We start from the raw sequence: 25059 nt of genomic DNA, 5'->3' as shown, positions 1-25059 counted from the left end.
AGACCGAGATTCGTGGTTCTTGTTGGGGGCGGGCACCGGACCGGCACCCGCCTCATCACGTCTTCGCCGTCGGAGCGATCAGGGCCGGTTCTGCCGGTTCTCGATCAGATCTTCCACGACCGCCGGCTCGGCGAGCGTCGAGGTGTCGCCGAGCGAGCCGAAATCGTCTTCGGCGATCTTGCGCAGGATCCGGCGCATGATCTTGCCCGAGCGGGTCTTGGGCAGGCCGGGGGCGAACTGGATCAGGTCCGGCGAGGCGATCGGCCCGATATCCTTGCGGACCCAGGTCACGAGTTCCTTGCGCAAGGCGTCGTCGCCTTCCTCGCCGTCGTTGAGGGTGACGTAGGCGTAGATGCCCTGGCCCTTGACGTTGTGCGGATAGCCGACCACTGCCGCCTCGGCGACCTTCGGGTGCGCGACCAGGGAGGATTCGACCTCAGCCGTGCCCATCCGGTGGCCGGAGACGTTGATCACGTCGTCGACCCGGCCGGTGATCCAGTAATAGCCGTCCGCATCGCGGCGGGCACCGTCACCGGTGAAGTACTTGCCCGGGTAGGTCGAGAAGTAGGTCTGCTCGAACCGCTCGTGGTCGCCGTAGACCGTGCGCATCTGGCCCGGCCAGGAATCCGCGATGCAGAGGTTGCCCTCGCACGGACCCTGCAGGACCTTGCCCTCGGCATCGACCATCTCGGGCTTTATGCCGAAGAACGGCCGGGTCGCCGAGCCCGGCTTCAGGGCCGTGGCGCCGGGGAGCGGGGTGATCAGGATGCCGCCGGTCTCGGTCTGCCACCACGTGTCGACGATCGAGCACCGCCCCTCGCCGACGACGTTGTAGTACCATTCCCAGGCTTCCGGGTTGATCGGCTCGCCCACGGAGCCGAGCACCCGCAGCGACTGGCGGGACGTCTTTTTCACCGGCCCCTCACCGCCGCCCATCAGCGAGCGGATCGCGGTCGGGGCGGTGTAGAAGATGTTGACCTTGTGCTTGTCGACCACGTCCCAGAACCGCGACGTTGACGGGTAGGTTGGGATGCCCTCGAACATCAGCGTGGTCGCACCGTTGGCGAGCGGCCCGTAGACGATGTAGCTGTGGCCCGTGACCCAGCCGACATCGGCCGTGCACCAGTACACGTCGCCCTCGCGGTAATCGAAGACGTATTGGTGCGTCATCGACGCGTAGACCAGGTAGCCGCCCGTGGTGTGCACCACGCCCTTCGGCTGGCCGGTCGAGCCCGAGGTGTAGAGGATGAACAGCGGGTGCTCGGCCTCCACCGCCTCGGCGGGGCAATGGTCGGTCACCTGCTCGGCAGCCTCGTCGTAATAGACGTCGCGGCCCGGCTCCATCTCGACGGCGCCACCGGTGCGGCGCACCACGATGACGTGCTCGACGAGGTCGGTGCCCAGGCGCTTGATCGCCGCATCGACATTGGCCTTCAGCGGAACCTTGCGGCCGCCGCGCAGGCCCTCGTCGGCGGTGATCACCACCTTCGACGTACAGCCCTCGATGCGGGAGGCGAGCGAATCCGGCGAGAAGCCACCGAACACGATGGCATGGATCGCGCCGAGCCGGGCGCAGGCCAGCATCGCGTAGGCCGCCTCGGGGATCATCGGCATGTAGAGCGTGACGCGGTCGCCCTTGCCGACGCCGCGGTTGCGCAGGACGTTGGCCATCCGGCAGACCTGCGCATGCAGCTCCCGGTAAGTGATGTGCTTGGATTCGTCCGGGTTGTCGCCTTCCCAGATGATCGCGGTCTGGTCGCCGCGGGTCTCAAGGTGGCGGTCGATGCAATTGTAGGCGACGTTGGTCTTGCCGTCCTCGAACCACTTGATCGAGACTTGGCCGGGCTCGAAGCTCGTGTCCTTGACCTTGGTGAACGGCGTCATCCAGTCGATGCGCTGGCCGTGCTCACCCCAGAAGGCGTCCGGATCCGAGACCGACGCCTCATACATCTTGCGATACTGGGCGTCGTCCACGTGAGCACCCTCACGCCACGCAGCCTGAACTTCGACGACCTTGCCTTCCATGGCATTCCATCCCTGCTTGGTGCCCGATCGTATCGCGGCGTCGGCCGCGCAGCCAGGACTTCCAAAGTAACGTAGCCTACATCGTGCGGTGACGATATCGTCACCGGCCCGCTTCAGCCGGGTCCAGGGATCCGGAACTCAATTGGGCGCAATGTAAGGCTTGCTTGAAGGCCGCCCGAAGCCCTGTCAAGCGGGCCGTCGCGGCCCGCACGTCAGCCGCGGCCCGCTGTTTCCGAATACTTGCCGGGCAGGCCCAACGCGCCCCGTTCTCACCCGTTCGCGGCCCGGCGCGTCGGCATGATGATCTCCACCAGCGTGCCGTCCTCCGGGCGTGCCGAGAGCTGGAGGCGCCCGCCATTGGCTTCGACCAGGGCGCGGGGCAGAGCGAGCCCGTCCTCGACCTCTCCGGCAGGCCCGGATGCGGCTTGGCTCGCCCCGGCGCCGGTATCGCGCACCCGCAGCGCGACCGCGGCACTCTCGGTGGAGCCGGTCGAGACGATGACCTGGCCGCCGGCTGCGGAGCGCCGGATCGCGTGCTCGATGACGAGGCACGCCGCACGACTCACCGAGCGCTCGTCAGCCTCCAGATCGTCGAGACCGGTTGAAAAACTCGTGCGCACGACGATCCGACCGCGCGCTGCTTCACCCTGGAGCTGCGCGACACAGCCCGCGACGACGTCGTTGAGTGCGATCCGGCGTGGATCGAGTCGCAGGGCGCCGGCCTCCACGGTGGCGAGGTCCAGGAGTTCGCCGACCCGCTCCAGCATCAGCGCACCCGAGGTCTTGAGCTGGGCGAGGCAGCCGCGATAGCGCACGTCCCCCAGGGGGCCGAACGGCTCCTTCAGCATCGCGTCGGCCAGCTCGACCATCCCGGTCAGAGGCCCCCGGAAGGCCCGGTCCAGCCGCGCCAGGGCCCCGTCGAGGCCGGAGGCGGAGGCGGCGGCCGCCGGCGGCTCGGCGCTCGGCGGGGCTTCGGCCGGCGCGGCGTTCAGCACCGCGACCCGGCGCCCGTCCTCCCGGGCCGGCGAGACGCCGATGGTCAGCGCCCGTCCGGCCACCGAGACCGGGCGCGGCTCCTTGGCCGCGCCGCGCAGGGCATCGGCCACCGCCAGCACGCATTCCCGGTCGAACAAGGCGACCAAGCTGCCGCCGACGATCTCCCGGGGATCGCAGCCGAACAGCTCGGCGGCGGCGCGGTTCAGCGCCACGATCCGTCCGGCGCCGTCGAGGGTCAGCACCCCGGCCTCCAGAGCGTCGAGGGCGGCTTCCGCGGCGGCCGTCCGCTCGGCTTGCGCTTCGCGGGCCAAGCGCTCGGCTGTGAGGGCGCTGGCCGGGTCGGCGTCGTCCAGAGGGCGCAGGACCAGGCAGGTCGCCGGCCGGCCTTCCCAGGTGCCGGTTCCGCCCATCACCTCCACCAAACGGGCGCTCCCGTCCGCGGTCTCGATCGCAGTCCGGCGCGCGGCCGGATCGGGCGCGTCCGGCTGGGGCAGGCCGCGAAACAGCCGGTCGAGGCCGGCCCGGGTCAGCGCCGGAACGTCGGCGTAGCCGGCGACGTCCAGAAGCGCCTGATTAGCCGCCAGGATCGCGCCGTCGCGATGCACCAGCGTCGGCAGGGGCAGGCCGGCCAGGAACGCGGCATCCCGCGACGCAGCCGCGGCCTCGCGGGCCTCCGGAGTGCCGGGATGCGCGCCCGGAAACGGCATGACCGCTCCGCTCTCGGACCGCGGGGCCGGCGTCCCTGCCGAGGCGTCGTCGCCGGCATAGCGCGCGCCGAGCGCCCGGGCGATTTCCCGGAAGGCGGCGTGCTCGTCGTTCGAGAGTGCCGGCTCGGCCGTCGGACGCTCGACGATCGGAGCGGGGGACTCCGGCTCGGACGGCGAGGGCGCGGTGTCCACGGCGTCTGCCGCTTCGGGCATTTCCGGCTCGACGCATGCGGGCGCGTCGGCCACGGCGTTCGGAGCCGCTGTCGGTTCCGGTAGATCCGCCACCGGTACCGGCGGGGTTTCGGGGACCGGGGTCAGCCCAGGAACCGCCTCCGGGATCGGATTCGGCACGACCGAAGCGGCCGGCCGCGGCGCCGGATCCGCGGGGGCCGGCACGCTGCGCACCAACCCGAATCCGCCGAAGCCGGAAAACGCCGCATCGCCGCGGCCCAGCGGGGCGCCGGACAATTCCACCTGGAACGGGCCGTCACCCAGGTCGAGGCAGGCGGGCTCGGCGCGAAAGGTGATGCGGTCGTGCAGCGCCGCAAACATCCCGTCGGCCCCCGTGATTCGGCCGGATGTTGCGAGATCCTGCCAGCGCTGGCCGACCAAGCCGGCCAGTCCCTCGGAACCGCTGAGCGTGGTGAGCGCCCCGGAGGCATCGCTGCGCCACAGAAAGCGGTCGCCTGTCTTCAACGACGGGACCGGTACGGGCGCGGTGGCGGGTGCCGGCTCACGCACCGGGGACTCCGGCGCGGCGGCGGCAGCCGTCCGCGGGCGCGGCAGCTTCACCGGCGTCGTCGCGACGACCAAGAAGACCGGCCGGCCATCGTCTTGCGTGCCCTTGGCCACCTGGCAAAGCGCGGGCGGGGCGATCCGCCTGGCGTCAAGCGTGAGGCGGGCGAGGCCGTGCGCGGCGTCCTGAGGATTGGCCCGGGCGACCTGTCGAGCCACGGCCTGCCGGTCGGCGGTCGCCAATGCGGCGCAGACGGCGTGACCGGCGGGCGAGGCGAGCAGGACCCGGCCGTCATCCGCATCGATCACGAATGAGACCGTATCCGGGTCGGCCAGCGCCACGGCGAGGCTCGGCAGGCGCGCCCAGGCGGCGAAGGCGTCCGTGAGCGCGGCTTCGCTGGCGCCGGCGGTCGATGTCAGTGTCGTCTGCAAAGCCCGCGACCTCGAACCCACACCCGTTCCCTCGATCCCGGCCCGCTTTGCCCAAGAAACACGCGCCACCGTACCCCTATTGTAAAGCGCCCTGCGTTGCGACGCTGGACTCTTGCGCCAACCGTCACACGTTTACGTCATGTCAACCTTAATGACTGCGGCGCAGGTGGCATATGGCGGCGAATCAGTTATTGTGCAGTGCACAAGGCGCCATCAACAGCCGAATAAAAGAGGAGACGAGCATGAGCACCCCCCCGAACTACGAAGTCCCGACCGAGATGCGCGATTTCGCCGAGAAGAGCGTCGAGCAGGCCCGTAAGGCGTTCGACAGCTTCATCGGTGCCGCCCGCCGGACCGCCGACACCGTCAAGGGTTCGGCCGAGGTCGCCCGCACCAATGCGCAGGACGTCTCGTCCCGCGGTTTCGAATACGCCGAGCAGAACGTGAACGCCGCGTTCGACCTCGCGCAGAAGCTCGTCCGCTCGCGCGACGTGCAGGAGGCGATGCAGCATCAGGCCGAGTTCGTGCGCAGCCAGTTCGCCGCCATCCAGGCGCAGGCGAAGGAGTTCAGCGGCATCGCCCAGAGCGCGATGCAGCAGGGCGCCGAGCGTGCCAAGTCGGCGATGCAGCAGAGCGCCGAGGAAGCGCGCAAGGCCATGGAGCAGGGCCAGGATGCCGCCCGGCAGGCCGGCCAGAACGTCCAGGACGCCGCCGACCGCTCGACGCACTGACACCTGCGCGTCGGTGATCGCACCAGCGGCCCGCTTCCGGTTTCCGGGGGCGGGCCGTCTCGTTTTCGCCGGTATTGCCGTCGAAGTCGCAAGCGCGCGGGTGATGAGCCTGCTGCGCGCGAAAGGATCAGGAATGCGCCTCCCCATACATGGCCGGTCCGGGCTGCGGGCTCCGTTCCGGCTCACGCTCGCCGCCTTGGTGCTCGCTGCGGCGCTCCCGGGTACGGCGGCGGTCGCGCAATATGGAGGCGGCTATGGCGGGCCGCCGCCCGGCTACGACGATCCGGCCGAGGAGGGTGGCTACCGCCGGGCCCCTCGCCGCCGCGAAGGCCAGCCGGTCGGTTTCAATTGCGACGCCATCCAGCAGGGCCTGACCGGCCCGAAGCCGTTCGCCTGCCCGCTCCCGGGTCCGCGTCCGCTCGGCGTGCGTTGCTTCTGCGATCTCCCGATCGCCTCCTTCAGCCCGCCGCAGACCGCGGTCGGCCGCGTGGTGCCCTGACGAGACTGTCACTGGCGCGTCCGGACGAAACACGTCTCCCTTCCCCCGCAGCAACGATATTCACACAACGGCTCGCGGAAAGCGCGGCGCGCTCTCCTCCCCCTTGCGGGGAGGAGTTGGAGGTGGGGGTCGCTCAGAAGGCACCACTGCGCCTTGTCCGGCACCACCCCCACCCCTGACCCCTCCCCGCAAGGGGGAGGGGAAACGCGTTGTGTTTCAGAGACTTGCGATAGAGCTTTTTGAAGTGTGAAGCCGCTAGCCCCCCGTAGAGGGGGAGGGGGTGTGTCGGGCTCGATCAGACTTCTCCCATCAAAATCGGCGGTCCGGGCTTTGCCCGTTCTCCGCTTCATAAGCCGGCTTTCCTTCACCCCCCACGCACATCCAACCTTGCCTAATCCGAAGCCCGCCACCTACAAGTTGGGAAAGGGAAGCGTCACCCCAACCGGGTGACGACGGGACGGGGTGGGCCTCAGGGCACCGCTCCGCAGGGAGAGAGACGCGTGACACTCGCTCGGTACGGCGCGGCCTTGGCGCTGCTCTGTGGATTCGGCCTCCTGTCGCCCGCGCGGGCCGCGGAATGCGCGAATCGCGGCCAGCTCGACGACACCTACTGCGACGCCAATCAGGATCTCGTCGCCGATATCCCGGCCAAGATGCGCGACCCGAGCGTCATCGTGTTCGCCTACACGCCGGTCGAGGATCCCGCCGTCTACGAGAATGCGTTCAAGCCGTTCACGACCTACATGTCGCAATGCACGGGCAAGCGCGTCGTCTATTATCCGGTCCAGTCGAACTCGGCGGAAATCGAGGCGATGCGTTCCGGACGGCTCACCGTCGCCGGCTTCTCCACCGGGCCGCTGGGCTTTGCGGTGAACATGGCCGGGGCGGTGCCGTTCGCCGCCAAGGGCACCGAGAAGGGGCCCGAGGGCTACAACCTGATCGTCGTCGTGAAGGCGAGCAGCCCGTACAAGACGCTCGCCGACCTCAAGGGCAAGCGCGTCGCCCACACCGCGCCGTCGTCGAACTCCGGCAACCTCGCCCCGAAGGCGCTGTTTCCCGGGGAGGGCCTGAAGCCCGGCGAGGATTACAAGGTCGTCTATTCCGGCGGACACGACAAGTCGGCGCTCGGCGTCGGCACCGGCGACTACGATGCCGCCCCGGTGGCCTCCGACGTGTTCAATCGCATGGTCGCCCGCGGCACGATCAAGGGCGACGACTACCGGATCATCTACACGAGCGAGAAGTTCCCGAGTTCGGGCTTCGCCTACGCGCACGATCTCAAGCCGGAACTCGCCGAGAAGCTGAAGCAGTGCTTCTACGACTTCCGCTTCCCGCCCGACATGGTCAAGGATTTCGAGGGCGACGACCGGTTCGCGCCGATCACCTACCTCAAGGATTGGGCGATCGTGCGCAAGGTCGCGGAGGATTCAGGGACCCCCTACAACAAGGCCGCCTACGAGCGCGAGGCGGCCCGGGAGGCCGAGGCCGCGCGCAAGAAGGCCGACGCCGAGGGCAAGCCGTGACGGCCGGCGCCGCGCTGCGCGCCCCCGGGATCGAGCCGCGGGCGGAGGATCCGCGCGCCCTGGTGATCCGCGGCCTCGTCAAGGAATACCGGGCCGGGCAGCCGGTCCTGCGAGGCATCGACCTCGTGGTGCCGGGCACGGGCCTCACCGCGATCATCGGACCGTCCGGCACCGGCAAGAGCACGCTGATCCGGTGCATCAACCGGCTGGTCCAGCCAACGGCCGGTGAGATCCTGTTCCGCGGCGAGGATCTGGCCAAGCTCTCCGGCCGATCCTTGCGCCGGGCGCGGCGGCGGATCGGGATGGTGTTCCAGGAATACAATCTGGTCGAGCGCCTGTCCGTGATGGAGAACCTGCTGTGCGGGCGCCTCGGCTACGTGCCGGTCTGGCGGGCCTGGCTGCGGCGGTTTCCCGAGGCCGATATCCAGCGCGCCTTCGACCTGCTCGACGCGGTCGGCCTGTCGGGCTTCGCGACGCGCCGGGCCGATGCCCTGTCGGGCGGCCAGCGTCAGCGGGTCGGCATCGCCCGAGCGATCATGCAGGAGCCGGAGATCGTGCTGGCCGACGAGCCGACCTCGTCCCTCGATCCCAAGAGCTCCGTGGAGATCATGGAGATCCTGTCGCGGCTCGCGGCCGAGCGCGGGGTGCCGGTGGTCGTCAACATCCACAACGTGGCGCTGGCCCAGCGCTTCGCCACGCGGATCGTCGGCATGTCGGGCGGCCACGTCGTCTATGACGGGCCGCCCGACCGCCTGAGCGAGCGCGACCTGCGCGGCATCTATGGCGGCGAGGACTGGCTCGAATGAGCGCCGCACCCCAACCGGCCGACCGGAGCGCGGCCGCCCGCATCGCCTTCCGCCCCAACTGGACCGCCCGGGCCGGCTGGCTGCTGCTCGCGCTCTACGCGGTCTACGCCGCGAGCCAGCTCGGCTTCGCGCCCGAGCGCTTCGCCACCGGGCTGACCCACGGCCGCCAGTTCCTGGCCCGGATGTTCCCGCCGAACTTCTCCCGGTGGGAGCTGATCCAGTCCGGCATCGTCGAGAGCGTGCAGATCGCCGTGATCGCCACGGTGGTCGGGATCGTGATCGCCCTGCCGATCGGCTTTCTCGCCGCCCGCAACCTGATGCCGGCCTGGGTGACCTGGCCGACCCGGGCGCTGATCGCCCTGTGCCGGTCGTTCCACCCGATCATCGTGGCGATCCTGTTCGTGAAGGCAATCGGCTTCGGGGCGCTGGCCGGCGTGATGGCGCTGATCGTCGCGTCCGTCGGCTTCATCGCCAAGCTGTTCGCCGAGGCGATCGAGGAGATCTCGCTCAAGCAGGTCGAGGCGGTGCGGGCGACCGGCGCCGGCTTCCTGTCGACGCTGATCATGGGCGTGCAGCCGCAGGTGCTGCCGCGCTTTATCGGGTTCGCCACCTACCAGCTCGATTCCAACCTGCGGAACTCGACCATGGTCGGGATCGTGGGCGGCGGCGGCATCGGGGCGACCCTGTTCACCGCCTACCAGCGCTTCGACTACGACGTGGTGCTGGCGATCCTGATCGTCATCGTCGCGTTGATCATGGTGGCTGAGATCGTCTCGGGCTGGGCCCGGGCGGTGTTCCAGTGAGCGCGGGAGCCGCCCTCGCGGCCCCGCCGCGCCGCTGGCAGCGCTTCTCGCCGTGGAAGCGGCTGGCGCGCCTCGCCTTCACCCTGTGCGCCGTGGCGGCCTTCGTGGCGAGCCTGCGCACGATCGAGGTGATCCCGGAATTCCTCTACGACGCCCCGGACCAGATGGCCGACCTGTTCGGCCGGATGTGGCCGATGGATGCCGGCTATATCGGGCCGACCCTGCGCGCGCTGGTGGAGACCCTGCATATCGCGACGCTGGGCACGCTGATCGCCATCGTGATCGCTGTGCCGATCGGGCTGCTCGCCGCCCGCAACGTCACCCCCAGCCTGCCCCTGAACCTGTTCGCCAAGTTCGTGTTCGTGACCTCCCGGTCGGTGAATTCCCTGGTCTGGGCGCTGCTGTTCGTGGCGGTGTTCGGCCCGGGACCGCTCGCCGGGACCCTGGCGATCGCGCTCCGCTCGGTGGGCTTCACCGGCAAGCTCCTGGCGGAAGCGCTGGAGGAATCGAACCGCGGCTCGATCGAGGCGCTGCAGGCTGCCGGGGCCGGGCGGCGCGCCACGTTGCTGCTCGGCTACTGGCCGCAGGTGAAGCCGGCCTTCTGGTCGATCGCGCTGTTCCGCTGGGACATCAACATCCGTGAATCCGCCGTGCTCGGCCTGGTCGGGGCCGGGGGAATCGGGGTCGCGCTCGATACGGCCCTGAACCTGCTCTACTGGGACCAGGTTGCGGTGGTGCTGGCCGCGATCTTCGGGGTCGTCATCGTGGCTGAGATCCTCGTCACGACGGTGCGGGCGAGGGTTCTGTAAGGCTGCGCTGCCAGGCAGGGCGAACTGTCGGATCGGCACGCCGCCCCGGAACAACCGGGTGGATACGTCCATCGAATGATCTTCCAGAGCGGTCGGCAACATGACGGCCGCCGCCGCAGGGTGTCCCCAGCCGAAGCCATCGTGGCGGCGCGCCAGCAACAGACCTCTTAATCAAAAGTTGTAAATCGACAGCGCACCACGCGCAGCCCCGTGATAATGCCCGGCTCGATTTAATCCCCGCCGGTGCGTGCGCGCCGGCACGTCACGGCGGGAGGCGGCCCCCCATCTTTAGTCTCAAGCAAGAGGAAACGGGTTCGAACCATCGAGCCGTACTTGTAGGAGCTTGAGTATAACCGTGAAGACCTGTATCGCCGCCATCGCCGCCGCCCTTGTCCTTGGCGTTGCTCCAATCTCGTCTGCTATGGCCGACAACGGCGCCCGCTGGACCGGTTTCGCGCCCTATGACGTGGAGGCCACCCATTCGCTCGGTTTCGGTGTGCACGACGGCCCCTACTACGAGGGCTGCCCGATGAGTTCGGCCGCCGAAGGCAACGCCAACCAGCAGACCCGTCCCGTGAAGCAGTACGGTCAGACCGCCGGCGGAAACCGCTGCTGAGCGGCCTTGGCTTCCTTTCCCGAAAAAACGACGGGCGGACGGTAGGCGGCGCCTGCTCTCCTCCCCCTTGCGGGGAGGAGTTCGAGGTGGGGGTGGATCAGAAGGCACCGCTGCGCCCCATGCGGAGCCACCCCCACCCCTCGCCCCTCTCTTCAGGGGGAGGGGGAGAGCTCGGTGCTTCAAATGCTGCCTACCGAACGCGTGAGGGGCGGGGTATCGGCCAGCGGCGGCGCCACGCTTCGACACAACTGGACAACACACCCCAAGCTGCGAGGAGAGCGCGCCCCATGACACGCTTGAGCCTGAAGCGGGCTGGATTGGTCGTCGTCCTGATCGTGTCGCCGGCATGCCTGGGTGCGGCGCAGGCCGGTCCCTACACGGGCACCGGTGGCGGTCCCGAGACGACGGTGAACGCCCCCTATCGATCCCCGGTGGGCCAGACCGTCCCGCCGGGCCGTGCGGCCGCGCCGTTGCACGATCCGCACGAGCGGACGGAGCGGCAGAAAGCTCTCGATTCTGTCCTCGGCAGCATCTGCGACGAGTGCTGAACCGGCGCCCTTGTCACCCAGATTTTGATCGGCACAAGCGGGATTGGTCTTTTGGATTGTTTGCACGACGCCTGTGTTCTGAGCCAGGTCCGCTGCCACCTCGGTGAAGGGCCGAGCTACGATCCGCGCACGAACACGGCGTGGTGGGTCGACATCCTCGAAGCGCGTTTGTTCGAAAAACCGGTCTCCGGATCCTGCAAGGCCCTCGTCCACGTCTTGCCGTTCCAGTGCAGCGACATCGCGGCGATCGACGGGGGGCACCAGCTGCTGTCGGCCGAGGACGGCCTCTATGTCCGGGCGATCCGGGACGGCGATATCCGGATGCTCTGTCCGCTCGAGGAGGAGCTGAAAGGCAACCGGTCCAATGACGGCCGCGTCCACCCGTGCGGAGCACTCTGGATCGGCACGATGGATCGGGACGCCGCGAAGGGACGCGGCTCGATCTACCATGTCGCCGGCACCCGGGTGCGCCGCTTGTTCGGCGGCTTGACCATCCCGAACGGCATCAGCTTCTCGCCGGACGGCGCCACCGGCTACTTCGTCGATACCGATGAAGGTCTGCTGCGTCGGGTGGCGCTCGATCCCAGGACGGGACTGCCGAACGGCCCGATCGAAACCCATTACGATCATCGCGGCGGCGAAGGGGGCATCGACGGTGCCGCGGTCGATGCGGAGGGCCTGATCTGGACGGCCCGCTTCGGCGCCGCTTGCCTCGATGCCTACAGTCCCGCCGGCGAGCGTGTCCGCACCGTGCCGGTCCCGGTGCGGCAGCCGACCTGCCCGACCTTCGCGGGCCGCGACCTCGACCGGCTGCTGGTCACCTCCGCCTACGAGGGCATGGACGCGGCCGAGCGCGCCGCCGATCCCGAGCACGGCCGGACTTTTTTGGTCGATGTCGGCGCCCGCGGCCTGCTGGAACCGGCCTTCCGGCTCGGCGCCTGATCCGGCCCAGCACTCCGAACCCGTCCCATCCCCACGCCGCAGCCGGATCGCCGGCCCGGCCAGAAGGAGTCGTCATGTCAGACGCGGGCGAGCGCCCCTATCAGCCGATTGAGGCCTATGCCCTCATCGGCAATTGCGAGGGCTGTGCCCTGGTCGCCCGTGACGGCGCGATCGACTGGGCGTGCCTGGAGCGCTTCGACGCCGCCCCGACCTTCTCGCGGCTGCTCGACCGGCGGCGCGGTGGTTCTTTCACCATCCGCCCGGCGGGCCGGTACGAGACGACGCGGCAATATCTGAGCCGCAGCAACATCTTGGAGACCACCTTCACCACTGAGGACGGGTTCGTCACCCTGCACGATTTCATGGTTGGGCCGGAGGGCGGGCCGGACCGGCCGTGCCTGGTGCGACGCGTCAGCGGCGTGTCCGGCAAGGTCCCGATGCGGGTCGAGTACCGGCCGCTGGCTGGGTTCGCGGAGAGCTTCGCCCCGCCGGCGATCGCGGGCGGGCGGATCGTGACGCCGGGATGCCCGAGCCTCCTGGCGGATGTCGCTCTGGTGCCGGACGGGGACGGCGCGTCCATCCGCTTCACCCTCGCGGCCGGCCAGGACCGCAGCTTCAGCCTCTACAGCGACACGCTGCCCGAGACGCCACCGGACACGCGCGCCCTGATGGAGCAGACCCGTAGCGCCTGGGTGCTGTGGACCCAGGATGCGGCCTATACCGGGCCCCTTGCCGACGAGCTGATCCGTTCGGCCTTGGTCCTCAAAGCGCTGACCTACGCACCGACCGGGGCGATCGTCGCCGCGGCCACCACCTCCCTGCCGGAGGAGATCGGCGGCATCCGCAATTGGGATTACCGGTTCTGCTGGATCCGCGACGCCTGCCTGTCCTTCTACGTCCTGAAGAAGTTCGGGATGCTGCGCGAGGCCGAGGCCTTCTTCGGTTTCGTGACCGAGCTGTGCGAGCGCGCGAATGGCCGGCTGCGGCCGCTCTACAGCGTCTCGGGCGAGGGCGATCTCACTGAGACCACGATCGCTCATTTCGAGGGCTGGCGCGGCAGCGCCGCCGCGCGGGCCGGCAACGAGGCGGCCGAGCAACACCAAGCCGATGCCTACGGACAGGTGCTCGACCTACTCTACCTCTACACGCGGCTCGGAGGGACGCTGCCGGAGGCGATGCACCGCCACGGGGCCCGGCTCGCCGACATCTCGGCCGCGCATTGGCACAAGCCTGATGCCGGTCTCTGGGAGCCGCGCAAGCCCGAGCGGCGCTATCTCCACGCCGCCATCATGAACTGGGTCGCCCTGGATCGGGCGATCCGCCTGTTCGGTCCCCGTGAGTCCTGGTGCCGGGAGCGCGACCGGATCGTGTCTTGCGTGAACGGCGAGGGCATCCACCGGGACGGCTACTACCCACAATATCTCGGCGGCGACGCTGTCGACGCCGCCCTGCTGATGGCCCCGATGGTCGGCTTCCCAGTGGACGCGGCGGCCTTCGCCCGGACCGTCGATGTCGTGATCGAACGCCTCGGCCATGGCCACCTCGTCTACCGCTACCGCAACGACGACGGCCTGCCCGGCCACGAGGGCACGTTCCTGCTCTGCGCCTTCTGGCTGGTCGACGCCCTCCTGTGGCTCGGTCGCGACGAGGAGGCGCGGCTGCGCTTCAACGCCCTGCGGGCCCTGCAGAATGATGTCGGGCTCTACGCCGAGGAGGCGGCCGAGGACGGGACCTTCCTGGGCAACTTCCCGCAGGCCTTCAGCCATCTCGGCTTCATCCACAGTGCTCTGATGCTCGACCTGTTCGAGCACGGCGGCCGCGCCGCGGTGCAAGGCACCTACGCCGACCGCTCCCTGCGCGAGACGAAGAAGCGCCGGGCGCCGGAACTCGGCGGCGCCGCCTGATCGTTCCCGTTCCATCCCCCCAACCCGGAGTGCCCATGTCCATCTCGAGCCGCCAGGAAGCCCGCCTACTCACCGCCGACGAGGCCGAACTCGTCGCGCAATCCCATCACCCGAAGCTGCGCGAGGCTGATGACGGAAGCCTCGCCGAGTTGATCAGCCGGCTCCGCGAACGCCGTGATCGTGCGCGGGATGTTTCCCGACGACAGCGCCGGGAGTTGCGCGGCAAGGCGGCTCCCTCTGGCGCGCGACCGGCAACGGACGACACCGGCACACGCGAGAAGGCCGCGCTGCTCGCGGCCGCGGTCAAGCGTGCCAGCAAGGAGACCGAGCGGCGGCGGAATGCGCAGGCACGCGCAAGCCTGGTCACGAGCGCGCGCAGGGCGTTGGCGATGAAGCAGGCGGCGGGCGACCCAACCGCCGGGCGGCCATCCTCGCGCACCGCCAACGCGGGCATGAACCCGGTCCCGAACGAGGGTCTCGCCCCCTCCGGCGCGCTCGACAGCCAGGGCCAGGAAGTGGCCATGCGGCGGGGCGGCGGGCCGCGGTAGGCGCAGTCCGACGCCGCGGCCCCGGTGGTCCGTCAGCGACGGTGTATTGCCATCGCCCCCCCTGGCCGCGCCTCTTTGGCCGGTCACGCCGATGTTGTAGTCCCGTGACGACGGAGTGCTTCATGGCCGACGCTGCCCACCAGCCGCATCCCTTGACCATCGCCGACTACGACCGGTTCGTCGTGGCGCAGCACGACGACCGCGAATGGGAACTCGTGGACGGTGAGCTCGTGATGATGAGCAATCCGACCGAGAACCATGAGCAGATCGCCGGAAACGTCGGCGCGCCGCTGAAACTGGCGATGGATGCCGCCGGATGCCGGAGCTACCAGGGCGGCATGCGTGTCCAGCGTTCAAGCGACAGCCGCGGTAAGGACAAGACCAAACCCGATATCGTTGTCCGCTGCGGTCCGCGGCAGAACCAGACTTACCTGACTGATCCGCTCGTGGTGGTCGAAGTGCTGTCGCCCTCGACGATGGACTATGACAGGGGCGGCAAGCTCAAGTTTTACAAGTCCCTGCCGACGCTGCGCCACATTGCTCTGATCTACCAGGACCAGATGCGCGTCGAACACTATGAGCGGACGGACGAGGGGTGGCGCCTCGATGTTTTGACCGCACCAGAAGACATCCTGAGGTTCGACGCTGTCGCTTTCGAGATCAACCTCGACCGGACCTATTTCGATGTCCCCGTGCGGCGACCGATCCTGGACGCCGACGAAGCGCGCTAAGCCTCGTTCCGTCCGCCATCTTTGGACGGCCGGGGTCGAGGGATGGTGGTGGGCCGAAGTGGAGGCGCGGAGACTTACCGTTATGCGGGCGGTCGACCAGACGACACCGCGTTGTTTCGGCGATGATGCGGCGCCGACAGGTGCGCGACAACGAAGAAGCCGGCCGGCCACCTTCGTGACCGGCCGGCTTCTTGCCCGAAAGGCTCTGTGCGCCCGGATTACCTCACCCTCAACCTCACGATGAGGCGAGTGCGAGAGACCCGGATCCGTCGTTGGATCAGTTCAGCACGACCACCTTGGCGCCGACCTTCACCCGCTCGTAGAGATCGGTGACGTCGTCGTTGGTCATCCGGATGCAGCCCGAGGACACGGCCTGGCCGATCGTGTCCGGCTCATTGGAGCCGTGGATGCGGTACTCGGTGTTGCCGATATACATGGCGCGGGCGCCGAGCGGGTTCTCGATGCCGCCAGCCATGTAACGCGGCAGGTCGGGGCGGCGGGCGATCATGGCCTTCGGGGGCGTCCAGGACGGCCACTCGCGCTTGGCGGTCACCTTGTTGACGCCACTCCAGCTGAAGCCCGGGCGGCCCACGCCGACGCCGTAGCGGATGGCCTCGCCATTGCCGGTCACGAAGTACAGGCGGCGTTCGGCGGTGGAGACGACGATCGTGCCCGGCGCGTAGGGGGCGTTGAACGCCACGATCTCGCGGGGGATCGGCTGGACCTGCGCCTGCGGGGCGTCCTGCACGCCCTGACCGTAGCCCGGGGTGCCCTGATAGCCGTACTGGCCCGGATCCGAGTAGTACTCCTCGGCACCGTTGGCGCCGAAGGGATCGTAGGCCGGAGCTGCCAGCGCCGGGGCGGCAAGAACAGTTGCAGCGAGGAGCGCCGCGAGCGCGGTGGCCGAGGTCTTCATGGGGTGCCTGCCTGTGCGATAACCTTTGCTATTACAAGCGTGAGCATAGGTTGGCAGTTCCACGGTCCGAAGAAGATTTTGCTTGACGTCGGAATACGTAACAGGGTTCGCCCGTGTCGGTCTCCGATCGTTAACCAACCTCGTCGGTGTGGACGTCGAAGCGCGCCAAATGGGCGTAGCCGAAATTGGTCGAGATCGCGCAATCGGTGGCGTCGCGCCCCCGCGCCATGACGATCCGCCCGATCCGCTGCCGGTTGTGCCGTGCGTCGAACGTGTACCAGCGCGGGCTGTCCGGACCGTCCAGGTAGACCTCGAACCAGGCCGAGAAATCCATCGGCGCAGGATCGACCGGCACGCCGATATCGCCGAGATAGCCGGTGGCGTAGCGCGCCGGGATGTTCATGCACCGGCAGAACGCGATCGCCAGGTGCGCGAAGTCCCGGCAGACGCCTTCGCGCTGCATGAAGCCGTCATGGGCGGTGCGGGTGGCGTCGGCGCGCTGATAGTCGAAGCGGATGCGCTCGTGCGTGTAGGCCACGATCGCCTGGACCCGCGCCCAGCCCTCCGGCGTGCCGCCGAACAGCGACCACGCGGTCTGCGAGAGCTTGTCGGTGTCGCAGTAGCGCGAGCCCAGCAGGTAGACCATCACGTCGTCGGGCAGGTCCTGGACCGGGATCTGGCGGGCATCGGGGGCGTAGGCGTCGAGCAGGCCGGAATCCTGGATCGTGAAGTCCGCCGAGATCGTCAGCAGGCCCGGCGGCGCCAGGATGCGGTGGCAGACATTGCCGAAGGCGTCCTGATACTCGCGGGCCGGGATCCACGGGTCGAAATTGATCACCTGCGGGGTCAGGAGGTCCGGCATCCGGGACGGGTGGACGCTCAGCATCAGGATCATGGGCGTCGGCTGGGTGAGGCTGAAGGCGATATCGTAACCGGTCCTGATCTTCATCGCGGCCACCTGTGTCCCCATGCCCCGGCGGGTCGCCCCGCATGCTCGATCCGAATGTGGAGCTTCAACGCGCCATTATTGGTGGATGCGCCTGAAACCCACGTGTTTTTGCCTCTTCGTCGGGCAGTTCGACCACGTCAACATCGACCCGCATGCCGAGGTCGTCGCTGGCCAGCCCGAAGAACGAGCCATGCAAGGGCACGGCCTGTGCCGGATCGCGGGTCACCGCCACGCGGATCAGGTCGCGGTTGCCGACGATCCCGTTGGTCGGGTCGAATTCGATCCAGCCGGCACCCGGCAGGTAGACCTGCAGCCAGGCATGGGTCGAGCCGCCGCCGACATGGCGGGCCCGGTCGTTGCGCGGGTTGTACAAGTATCCGGAGACGAACCGGGCGGCCATGCCGAGCGCCCGGACCGCCTCCATCATCAGCACCGCGAAGTCGCGGCACGAGCCGCGCTTGCTGCGCAGCGTCGTCAACGGCTCCTGCACGCCCTTCTCGGAGCGGGCGAGATAGGTGAAGTTCGCCCGCACGCTGCGGGTCATGTCGGCGAGCAATTCCTGGGTCGGAATCCGGCCGTCGGCGGGGATGAAGCTGCGCGCCCAGGCATCGACCTCGTGGCGCGGATCGGGCCATTGCCGCTCGATCGACCGGGACAGGTCGGGCATGTCCTCCGCGCCGTAGCCGAACGGGTAATGCGTCGCGTGCGGCGCTAGCGGGAAGACCGGCGCGTGCTCGGGCGTGTGGTCGAGGGTGATGCCGCATTCGAAGGTCAGCGTCTCCGCGCGGCCCTCGAAGGTCGCCACCGCGACGCAATTGCCGAACACGTCGAACATCCACCGCAGGGCGGCGGGCTCGGGGGTGATCCCGAGCGACGCCTCGATGAGGCGCTGGTCGTAGCTGTCCCGGGGCCGGAACATGATCCGGTGCTCGCCGAAGGCGACCGGACGCCGGTACCGGTAGACCGTGCGGTGACGGACGGACAGGATCGGCAAAGACAGGGGCTCCGGGCTCGCGCCGATACGTCCGCGGTCAATGCAAGGGCCGGGCCCGACGCTGCGGGCGCCGTCTCAGGTGACCGGCGGCGCCGGATCCGTGGTCGCCCGCTCGGCCTCGACCAGCACGTCGAAGGGCCGCCAGGGCTTGGCGATGAACACCGCCTCGCTGGGCAGGTCGGGCCGGCGGATGCCGTGGCCCGAAGTGACCACCAGCCGGGCGCGAGGCCACAGGGTCGCGACCGCGCGGGCGAGCTGCAGCCCGTCCATCGCGCCCGCGAGCCGGACATCGGCGAAGACCAGCGCCACGTCGCCGCCCCGCGCCTGAAGGACGGTCAGGGCCGCCTCGGCGCTGTCGCAGCCGATCACGTCGAGCTCGGTCTCCTCGAGGAGGGTTTCGGCCAGGGCGCGGATCTGAGGATCGTCCTCGACCACGAGGGCGAGGCGCTGCGCCGGACCTTCGGCCGGGATGGGCGTCGCCGCGCGCGGCGCGGCGGCTTCGGCGTCGCTCTGACGGACCTGGCGGACCAGGGCGGCCAGATGCTCCGGCACGCCCTCCGAGACGAGGTCGTCGTAGATCGATGCCAGGGTCTGGCCGATCTGGTCGAGCGGGATGCTGCTCGGCGAGAGCGTATCAGTCAGCGGCGTGGCCGCGCTCGACAGAGGCTTTCTCAAGAACGTCCCCCGAAATCTCCGTGTCAGGCCGCGCGGACGTGGCACTTGTGGACGAACGTCGGCGGGACGCGGGGAGTTGCGCGCCGGGCCGCGAATTGGCCGCCCGCTCGCTGAGGCTTTACTGCGTGGCGATGCCGCTCTCGGCATCCGCGTAGGCCATGATGCCCGACACCGCCCGGACGTTCTGGTAGCGCGTGCCGCGGGTGCTCATCATCGTCTCGAACTTCTCGTGGACCTGCGCCACAGAGAGGCTGGCCGGCTTCCGGTGCCGTCCGCGACCGACGAAGCGCCCGGCGGCGAAGAAGATCGAGCGGTTGGCCCGGGCCGGGCCGGGCAGCAGCACGGCCGCGGCGGCGGCCGGCTTGTTGACCACGTTGGCCAGGAACTCCCCGGCATCGTCGGCGCCCAGGAAGTGGGCGAGATAGACCTCGCCGAGAGTCAGCTCGCGGCCGATGCGCTGGGCGATGCGAGCGGCGTCGCGCTTCAGCATCTCGCCGGCCATCAGCGCCGAGAGGTAGGGATCGCGGCGCAATTCGAGCACCCGGGCGCGCTCGGCCGGATCGGTGATCACCGGCCGGTCGTTGGCATCCGACGTGACCAGCGCGGCTTCCTTCTCCAGCCCGTAACGGGGGCCGAAATCGCGCACCACGCCGAGCCAGGTGCGCTCGATGAACTGATAGAGGCCGGTGGCCGAGGAGGTCTTGGCCTGGACCGCGGTGACGAAGCTCGATTCCTTGTCGGCCACCGCCATCAGCAGGACCGGGTCGGTCTGGACGGCCTGGGCCGCGCGCACGATCGTCTGCACCAGGTGGCGCCGGATCTTCATCGGGCCGAATTCGAGGATGTCGTTCGGATCGCCGCCGGCGCTCTCCGAAAGCAGGAAATCGTAGGAGACACGGTCGACGCCGTTCGAGCCGACGGCCGTATCGAGGTCGTGGACGGCGGCGAAGCTCGCCGAGGCGCGCAGCGGCGTGCGCTCCAGCTCCTCGCTCAGCGCCACGGTGTGGATCCGCGGGCGGGGCATCGCCAATTCGGTGGCGGCCTGCGCCGAGGAGACCGCCTGAGTCAGCCCGACCTTGCCGAGATCGACCCCCGATCCGATCAGGGCGGCGCTGAGGCCGCCGGCGATCAGCGCGACGGTGAGCACCGAGCGGGCCAGCGCCGGAACGCTCCCGTGGGCACGGCCCAGCATCGGCTGTGCGGTGATGGCATCGACCCGGCCGGACCCGAACCGGCCCTGCTTGCTCGTGACGTTCCTCGGCGATCCGACCGTGCGGCCCTGCATCGTGTACCCGATTCCTCACGCGCCGGTGATGGCGCCTTGGACACACCATCGCTTGACAGATGTGGCGACAACACGGCCGTGCTTGTGGCGGCTGTGGGGCGGGCCGGGAAGATTTCGCGGCAGGCGTGTCGGCGACCCTGTCCGGGTCGCCTTCCGCGAGCACGCCCGGCGCAGTCGGGGCGCGCCTCATCCAAGGCCGTGCTCGCCCTTCGCGATTGCTACGCGATCGGGAACGGCTCTAAGAGGACGCCATGCGGGTTGCGCCTGAAACGGGTGGCGGCCCAGTCCCTTGAGCCCTGCTTAGAGTTCTGCCCCGATGAGCGGCGTCAACGAGATCCGGTCGACCTTCCTCGACTTCTTCGCGCGTGCGGGACACGAGGCCGTACCGTCTTCGAGCCTTGTCCCGAAGAACGACCCCACGCTGATGTTCACGAATGCCGGCATGGTGCAGTTCAAGAACGTCTTCACCGGCGTCGAGAAGCGCGCCTACGACCGGGCCACCACGGCGCAGAAATGCGTGCGCGCCGGCGGCAAGCACAACGACCTCGACAATGTCGGGTACACGGCGCGCCATCACACGTTCTTCGAGATGCTCGGCAACTTCTCGTTCGGAGACTATTTCAAGGACCGGGCGATCGAGCTGGCCTGGACGCTGATCACCAAGGAATTCGGCCTCAAGCCCGACCGGCTGCTCGTCACCGTCTACGCCGACGACGACGAGGCCGCGAACCTGTGGAAAAAGATCGCCGGCTTCTCCGACGACAAGATCATCCGGATCGGGACCTCCGACAATTTCTGGCAGATGGGCGATACCGGCCCCTGCGGCCCGTGCTCGGAAATCTTCATCGACCAGGGCCCGACGCTCCAGGGCGGCCCGCCCGGCTCCCCGGACGAGGATGGCGACCGCTTCCTCGAGTTCTGGAACCTCGTGTTCATGCAATACGAGCAGCTGGAGCCCGGCGTGCGCAACCCGCTGCCGCGGCCCTCGATCGATACCGGCATGGGCCTGGAGCGCATGGCCGCGATCCTCCAGGGCGTGCACTCGAACTACGACACCGACCTGTTCAAGGCGCTGATCGACGCCGTGGCCCATGCGGTCTCGCGGGCCCCGGAGCCCGCCACCATGGCCTCCTACCGGGTGATCGCCGACCACCTGCGCGCCGCCTCGTTCCTCGTCGCCGACGGCGTGCTGCCGGGCAACGAGGGCCGCGGCTACGTCCTGCGCCGGATCATGCGCCGGGCCATGCGGCACGCCGAGATCCTCGGCGCCCGCGAGCCGACCATGTACCGGTTGGTCCCGACGCTGGTGCGTGAGATGGGCCAGGCCTATCCGGAGCTGATGCGGGCCGAGGCGCTGATCGGCGAGACCCTGAAGCTGGAGGAGACCCGGTTCCGCCGGACCCTGGAGCGGGGCCTGTCGATTCTGGATTCCGAGACCCGCGATCTGACGGCCGGCGACAAGCTTTCCGGCGACACCGCGTTCACCCTCTACGACACCTATGGCTTCCCCCTCGACCTGACCCAGGACGCCTTGAAGGCCCGGGGCATCGGCGTCGATACCGACGCGTTCTCGGCCGCGATGCAGCGCCAGAAGCAGGCGGCGCGCGAGGCCTGGAAGGGCTCCGGCGAGGCCGCCACCGAGACGGTCTGGTTCGGCATCCGCGAGCGCGTCGGCGCCACCGAGTTCCTGGGCTACGAGGCTGAAGCCGCCGAGGGCATCGTCACCGCGCTGTTGCGCGACGGCGTCGAGGTACAGAGCCTGGAGGCCGGGCAGACCGGCCTCGTGCTGGTCAACCAGACGCCGTTCTACGCGGAATCCGGCGGCCAGGTCGGCGATACCGGCCAGATTCTGAGCGCCGGGCTTCGGGCCCGCGTCACCGACACCGAGAAGAAGCTCGGCGACCTGTTCGTCCACCATGTCAGCGTGGAGGAGGGGACGCTCAGCCTCGACCAGCCGGTGGAGCTGAAGGTCGACCATGCCCGCCGCAAGGCGATCCGGGCCAACCACTCCGCCACCCATCTCCTGCACGAGGCGCTGCGGCAGGTGCTGGGCGACCACGTCGCTCAGAAGGGCTCGCTGGTCAGCCCCGACCGGCTGCGCTTCGACATCAGCCATCCGAAGCCGATCGAGGCTGAGGAACTCGCCCGGGTCGAGGACATCGCCAACGCGGTGCTGCTCCAGAACGCCCCGGTGGTGACCAAGCTGATGGCGGTGGACGACGCCATCGCGTCCGGCGCCCGGGCTTTGTTCGGCGAGAAGTACGGCGACGAGGTGCGCGTCGTCTCGATGGGCCTGCCGGTGGATGCGGACGGCACCGAGACCGGTCGCGCCCGCCTCAAGAACTTTTCCATCGAGTTGTGCGGCGGCACTCATGCCGGGCGCACCGGCGATATCGGGGCGATCACCATCGTCGGCGAGAGCGCGGTCGGCGCGGGTGTGCGCCGGATCGAGGCGCTGACCGCCGACGCGGCCCGCCATCACCGGGCCGAGGAGGCCCGCACGCTCGCCGCCCTGGCCGGCATCCTCAAGGCGCCGGTCACGGAGGCGCCCGATCGCCTGACGGCCTTGATGGAAGAGAAGCGCCGCCTGGAGCGGGAATTGGCCGACACCCGCCGCAAGCTCGCCATGGGTGGCGAGACTGGATCCGGCTCGAACGCCCGCCAGAGCGCGGTCGGCGGCGTGGCGTTCCGGCGCTCGGTGGTCGAGGGGCTCGATATGCGCGACCTCAAGCCGATCATCGACGAGGAGAAGAAGCGTCTGGGCTCCGGCATCGTGGCGATCGTCGGCGTCTCGGCCGACGGCAAGGCCGGACTCGTGGTCGGCGTCACCGAGGATCTGACCGGCCGCTATGACGCGGTCGGGCTGGTCCGCGCGGGGGCCGGCGCGCTCGGCGGCAAGGGCGGCGGCGGTCGCCGCGATATGGCCCAGGCCGGCGGCCCCAACGGCGCCGGTGCCGAGGCGGCCCTCGACGCGATCGAGCAGGCGCTGACAGAGGCAGCCTGAGGCGACGCCGCAGTTACGAAAACGGGCCGCGTCGTCACCGACGCGACCCGTTTCAGGTTTGGTGTGCGGCCTACTTCCCGCCGCCGCCGCCCTGCGGCGCGACCTGCGTGGGCTGGTTGGCGTTGCCGGCGGCGGCGGAATCGTTGGAGATCGAATCCGCCGGCCGTCCGGTCGGCGAGTAGGTGATGGCGCCCTCGGCCCCGGTCGCGTTGGATTGCGGCGTCACAACACCGGGGGCACCGGGCGGCACAACCACAGCGGTGCTGGTCGGCGTCTCAATCACCTGGGCATAGGCCGGCGCGGCCAGGAAGGTTGCGAGGGTGGCGGCCAGAATCGTCTTGGTCATGAGAAGTCCTGTCTCTGTCGAGTCGAGGCAAAGAACTTCGGTCGCGCGCAATCGATCCCCTGTAAATCGATAAATCACGCCCTCGTGTAACGGTATTCGCCCTTTAAGATACCTGCCGGTCAGTCGTGTGAGGGAATAATATTCTGTCCAAGCTTGAGTGCGCGAGGGAGGCCGGACCATTCACTTTGCTGGTTTCAGACCATTCATCGCCGTCCAGCGATTAAGCCGGCGATTTGAACGAGGTCAGGCTTGGATGACAGATCCGGCATTGCGATTCCGAAAAGCTGGCCGCCTTTGCGACAGACTGGCGGGAACGCGTGATGTGTCGCGTCGCCGACTGGAATCCCGACAGAAGATCCCACCTGCCCAACCAGGAGGCACGGGAGAACGATCTTCTAAAAGGACGGTCGGCACCGCCAGTGAGCCTGCCGCCTCCGCGTCAATTCACCCGGGTCCACGTCTGGCGCTTGCAGAACACGCTCATCACGCAGCCGGAGACTTCCAGCGCGTTCGGGCCGGTCAGCCGCAGCGCGCCGGAATAGGTCTTTCCGTCGTTCGGATTGTAGAGCGAGCCGCTATAGCCGGCCCCATCCGCCTGCCTTGCGTCGAGGATCTGCACCCCGACGACGCTGCGGTTGCGTAGCGCTGGGTCCGGGTTCTTGGCGTCGAGGGCCTTGCCGGGGGCGCTGACGATGGTGCCGCAATAGCCGCCACCGCAGGGGGTGACCTTCACCCGGGAACTGCCGGTCTCGGTGAGCCAGAGGCCGGCCGGATCGGCGGCCAGGGCCGGGCCGATGACCAGCATCGAAGCGAGCAAAGCCAAGACCGCGCGACGCATCCTCGTTCCTCCCGAACCGGCCGTTTGAGGCTCTCTTACCGCGAAGCTTCCGGCAGTGCACCGCCCAGATAGGTCTCGGCGACCTCGCAGAACGGCTGGCCGGCGCCGGTGGAGAGCACGGCGTCGATCTCGAACAGCGGGTCGTCGGGGCCTGTCGCCGCCGCCTGCGGGAACGGGCGGACCGCGATGGTCTGCCGGGTCGGCTCCAGCGGGCGCACCACCCGGCCGAAGGGCGTGCGGGTGCCGTCCAGGGTGGCGTTCATCTCGGGCGTCAGGCGCGCCGGGACGTACCAGTTGTCGGCCTCCGACAGGACCCGGTCGCCGCAGGCCAGCCGGACCCGGCGGTACCGCACCGGCTCGTCGGGGCCGATCGCCAGGCGGGCGCGTTGGGCGGGGCTCAGCGGCTTGTCGGCCACGTCCATGCGCCGGGCGACCAGATGTGGATCGCCGGCGAGCTTGTGGTCCGCGCACCAGCTCTCCAGCGCCAGGGTCGCGCTGTGGGCCGCCAGCACGCGGCCCTGCAGCGCGGCGATCAGCGCGGCCTGCGGCTGGGTCGCGGCCGGAGCCTCCGCGGCGACGGCCGACGGCCTCATCGGAAGGCCCGCCAGCGCCGCCGCGAGGCCGAGATGGAGCGCCCAGTCCCGCCGGACCAGGAAGGCGACGCAGCGCCGGACCGCCCGCGGATCAAGGGCGGCGA

23 protein-coding genes are annotated in these 25059 nt (G+C 69.2%); 13 read left to right on the top strand and 10 right to left on the bottom strand.

Features of this window, described 5'->3' with window-relative positions:
• Positions 1–78: 78 nt before the first annotated feature.
• Positions 79–2025: an acetate--CoA ligase gene (gene acs / locus AO398_RS17720; protein WP_058193419.1), complete on the bottom strand. Its 1947-nt coding sequence runs from the start codon at positions 2023–2025 to the stop codon at positions 79–81.
• Positions 2026–2294: 269 nt separating this feature from the next.
• Positions 2295–4895 (bottom strand): PAS domain-containing protein, encoded by a 2601-nt coding sequence (locus tag AO398_RS17715; RefSeq protein WP_058193418.1) that lies wholly within the window; start codon positions 4893–4895, stop codon positions 2295–2297.
• Between the two features lie 242 nt (positions 4896–5137).
• Here AO398_RS17715 and AO398_RS17710 point away from each other — a divergent pair, with 242 nt between their 5' ends.
• The 12 genes from AO398_RS17710 to AO398_RS17655 all read left to right on the top strand — a co-directional run bounded on the left by AO398_RS17710 (position 5138) and on the right by AO398_RS17655 (position 15355).
• Positions 5138–5626: a phasin gene (locus AO398_RS17710; protein ID WP_058193417.1), complete on the top strand. Its 489-nt coding sequence runs from the start codon at positions 5138–5140 to the stop codon at positions 5624–5626.
• Between the two features lie 133 nt (positions 5627–5759).
• A complete protein-coding gene (locus tag AO398_RS17705) occupies positions 5760–6125 on the top strand; it encodes a hypothetical protein (RefSeq protein ID WP_058193416.1) in 366 nt (121 codons plus the stop codon).
• Between the two features lie 500 nt (positions 6126–6625).
• Positions 6626–7648 (top strand): phosphate/phosphite/phosphonate ABC transporter substrate-binding protein, encoded by a 1023-nt coding sequence (gene phnD / locus AO398_RS17700; protein WP_058193415.1) that lies wholly within the window; start codon positions 6626–6628, stop codon positions 7646–7648.
• A complete protein-coding gene (phnC, locus tag AO398_RS17695; protein ID WP_244498816.1) occupies positions 7645–8454 on the top strand; it encodes a phosphonate ABC transporter ATP-binding protein in 810 nt (269 codons plus the stop codon). The genes phnD and phnC overlap by 4 nt, the downstream gene beginning before the upstream one ends.
• Positions 8451–9257 (top strand): phosphonate ABC transporter, permease protein PhnE, encoded by an 807-nt coding sequence (gene phnE / locus AO398_RS17690; RefSeq protein WP_058193414.1) that lies wholly within the window; start codon positions 8451–8453, stop codon positions 9255–9257. The genes phnC and phnE (AO398_RS17690) overlap by 4 nt, the downstream gene beginning before the upstream one ends.
• Entirely contained in the window at positions 9254–10066 is an 813-nt protein-coding gene (gene phnE, locus AO398_RS17685; RefSeq protein ID WP_058193413.1) for a phosphonate ABC transporter, permease protein PhnE, read from the top strand. Before phnE (AO398_RS17690) ends, phnE (AO398_RS17685) begins: the two co-directional genes overlap by 4 nt.
• Before the next feature lie 355 nt (positions 10067–10421).
• A complete protein-coding gene (locus AO398_RS17680) occupies positions 10422–10682 on the top strand; it encodes a hypothetical protein (protein ID WP_058193412.1) in 261 nt (86 codons plus the stop codon).
• A 287-nt stretch (positions 10683–10969) separates the two neighbouring features.
• Positions 10970–11230: a hypothetical protein gene (locus AO398_RS17675; RefSeq protein ID WP_058193411.1), complete on the top strand. Its 261-nt coding sequence runs from the start codon at positions 10970–10972 to the stop codon at positions 11228–11230.
• 51 nt (positions 11231–11281) lie between these two features.
• Entirely contained in the window at positions 11282–12172 is an 891-nt protein-coding gene (locus AO398_RS17670) for an SMP-30/gluconolactonase/LRE family protein (protein WP_058193410.1), read from the top strand.
• 74 nt (positions 12173–12246) lie between these two features.
• The gene (locus AO398_RS17665; RefSeq protein WP_058193409.1) at positions 12247–14076 is read left to right on the top strand and encodes a glycoside hydrolase family 15 protein; all 1830 of its coding nucleotides are present in this window, start codon (positions 12247–12249) and stop codon (positions 14074–14076) included.
• 35 nt (positions 14077–14111) lie between these two features.
• On the top strand, positions 14112–14624 hold the full coding sequence (locus AO398_RS17660) for a hypothetical protein (protein ID WP_058193408.1): 513 nt from the start codon (positions 14112–14114) through the stop codon (positions 14622–14624).
• A 122-nt stretch (positions 14625–14746) separates the two neighbouring features.
• Positions 14747–15355, top strand: a complete 609-nt coding sequence (locus AO398_RS17655; RefSeq protein WP_058193407.1) for a Uma2 family endonuclease — start codon at positions 14747–14749, stop codon at positions 15353–15355.
• A 277-nt stretch (positions 15356–15632) separates the two neighbouring features.
• Here AO398_RS17655 and AO398_RS17650 read toward each other — a convergent pair whose 3' ends face one another.
• The 5 genes from AO398_RS17650 to AO398_RS17630 all read right to left on the bottom strand — a co-directional run bounded on the left by AO398_RS17650 (position 15633) and on the right by AO398_RS17630 (position 20174).
• A complete protein-coding gene (locus AO398_RS17650) occupies positions 15633–16271 on the bottom strand; it encodes a L,D-transpeptidase (protein ID WP_058193406.1) in 639 nt (212 codons plus the stop codon).
• Between the two features lie 130 nt (positions 16272–16401).
• Positions 16402–17220, bottom strand: coding sequence for a transglutaminase family protein (locus AO398_RS17645; RefSeq protein WP_058193492.1), 819 nt, complete (start codon positions 17218–17220; stop codon positions 16402–16404).
• A 64-nt stretch (positions 17221–17284) separates the two neighbouring features.
• Positions 17285–18214 (bottom strand): transglutaminase family protein, encoded by a 930-nt coding sequence (locus AO398_RS17640; protein ID WP_058193405.1) that lies wholly within the window; start codon positions 18212–18214, stop codon positions 17285–17287.
• Between the two features lie 75 nt (positions 18215–18289).
• Positions 18290–18889: a response regulator gene (locus AO398_RS17635; RefSeq protein WP_201025791.1), complete on the bottom strand. Its 600-nt coding sequence runs from the start codon at positions 18887–18889 to the stop codon at positions 18290–18292.
• A 118-nt stretch (positions 18890–19007) separates the two neighbouring features.
• Positions 19008–20174: a transglycosylase SLT domain-containing protein gene (locus AO398_RS17630; RefSeq protein ID WP_058193404.1), complete on the bottom strand. Its 1167-nt coding sequence runs from the start codon at positions 20172–20174 to the stop codon at positions 19008–19010.
• A gap of 316 nt (positions 20175–20490) precedes the next feature.
• Between AO398_RS17630 and alaS the strand changes: the two genes are divergently transcribed.
• Positions 20491–23178 (top strand): alanine--tRNA ligase, encoded by a 2688-nt coding sequence (gene alaS / locus AO398_RS17625; protein ID WP_058193403.1) that lies wholly within the window; start codon positions 20491–20493, stop codon positions 23176–23178.
• 70 nt (positions 23179–23248) lie between these two features.
• On the opposite strand, the gene AO398_RS17620 is transcribed toward alaS, so the two are convergent.
• The 3 genes from AO398_RS17620 to AO398_RS17610 form a co-directional block, all read right to left on the bottom strand.
• Positions 23249–23524: a hypothetical protein gene (locus AO398_RS17620; RefSeq protein ID WP_058193402.1), complete on the bottom strand. Its 276-nt coding sequence runs from the start codon at positions 23522–23524 to the stop codon at positions 23249–23251.
• 439 nt (positions 23525–23963) lie between these two features.
• On the bottom strand, positions 23964–24362 hold the full coding sequence (locus AO398_RS17615; RefSeq protein WP_058193401.1) for a DUF2147 domain-containing protein: 399 nt from the start codon (positions 24360–24362) through the stop codon (positions 23964–23966).
• Between the two features lie 35 nt (positions 24363–24397).
• Positions 24398–24955 (bottom strand): hypothetical protein, encoded by a 558-nt coding sequence (locus AO398_RS17610; RefSeq protein WP_058193490.1) that lies wholly within the window; start codon positions 24953–24955, stop codon positions 24398–24400.
• Between the last annotated feature and the right edge of the window lie 104 nt (positions 24956–25059).

Origin of the sequence: Methylobacterium sp. GXS13, from assembly GCF_001455965.1 — a bacterium.
In the GTDB taxonomy this organism is placed as follows: domain Bacteria; phylum Pseudomonadota; class Alphaproteobacteria; order Rhizobiales; family Beijerinckiaceae; genus Methylobacterium.
The sequence above is the reverse complement of the archived record's forward strand: the minus strand, read 5'-3'. Positions and strand labels throughout refer to the sequence as shown.

Bases quoted from the DNA above. Each gene is read 5' to 3' on its own strand.
- AO398_RS17675 (WP_058193411.1), top strand. From the start codon at position 10,970: ATGACACGCTTGAGCCTGAAGCGGGCTGGATTGGTCGTCGTCCTGATC.
- AO398_RS17665 (WP_058193409.1), top strand. From the start codon at position 12,247: ATGTCAGACGCGGGCGAGCGCCCCTATCAGCCGATTGAGGCCTATGCC.
- AO398_RS17645 (WP_058193492.1), bottom strand. From the start codon at position 17,220: ATGAAGATCAGGACCGGTTACGATATCGCCTTCAGCCTCACCCAGCCG.
- AO398_RS17615 (WP_058193401.1), bottom strand. From the start codon at position 24,362: ATGCGTCGCGCGGTCTTGGCTTTGCTCGCTTCGATGCTGGTCATCGGC.
- AO398_RS17705 (WP_058193416.1), top strand. From the start codon at position 5,760: ATGCGCCTCCCCATACATGGCCGGTCCGGGCTGCGGGCTCCGTTCCGG.
- AO398_RS17710 (WP_058193417.1), top strand. From the start codon at position 5,138: ATGAGCACCCCCCCGAACTACGAAGTCCCGACCGAGATGCGCGATTTC.
- acs (WP_058193419.1), bottom strand. From the start codon at position 2,025: ATGGAAGGCAAGGTCGTCGAAGTTCAGGCTGCGTGGCGTGAGGGTGCT.
- AO398_RS17630 (WP_058193404.1), bottom strand. From the start codon at position 20,174: ATGCAGGGCCGCACGGTCGGATCGCCGAGGAACGTCACGAGCAAGCAG.
- alaS (WP_058193403.1), top strand. From the start codon at position 20,491: ATGAGCGGCGTCAACGAGATCCGGTCGACCTTCCTCGACTTCTTCGCG.
- AO398_RS17655 (WP_058193407.1), top strand. From the start codon at position 14,747: ATGGCCGACGCTGCCCACCAGCCGCATCCCTTGACCATCGCCGACTAC.
- AO398_RS17650 (WP_058193406.1), bottom strand. From the start codon at position 16,271: ATGAAGACCTCGGCCACCGCGCTCGCGGCGCTCCTCGCTGCAACTGTT.
- phnE (WP_058193414.1), top strand. From the start codon at position 8,451: ATGAGCGCCGCACCCCAACCGGCCGACCGGAGCGCGGCCGCCCGCATC.
- AO398_RS17610 (WP_058193490.1), bottom strand. From the start codon at position 24,955: ATGAGGCCGTCGGCCGTCGCCGCGGAGGCTCCGGCCGCGACCCAGCCG.
- AO398_RS17660 (WP_058193408.1), top strand. From the start codon at position 14,112: ATGTCCATCTCGAGCCGCCAGGAAGCCCGCCTACTCACCGCCGACGAG.
- AO398_RS17620 (WP_058193402.1), bottom strand. From the start codon at position 23,524: ATGACCAAGACGATTCTGGCCGCCACCCTCGCAACCTTCCTGGCCGCG.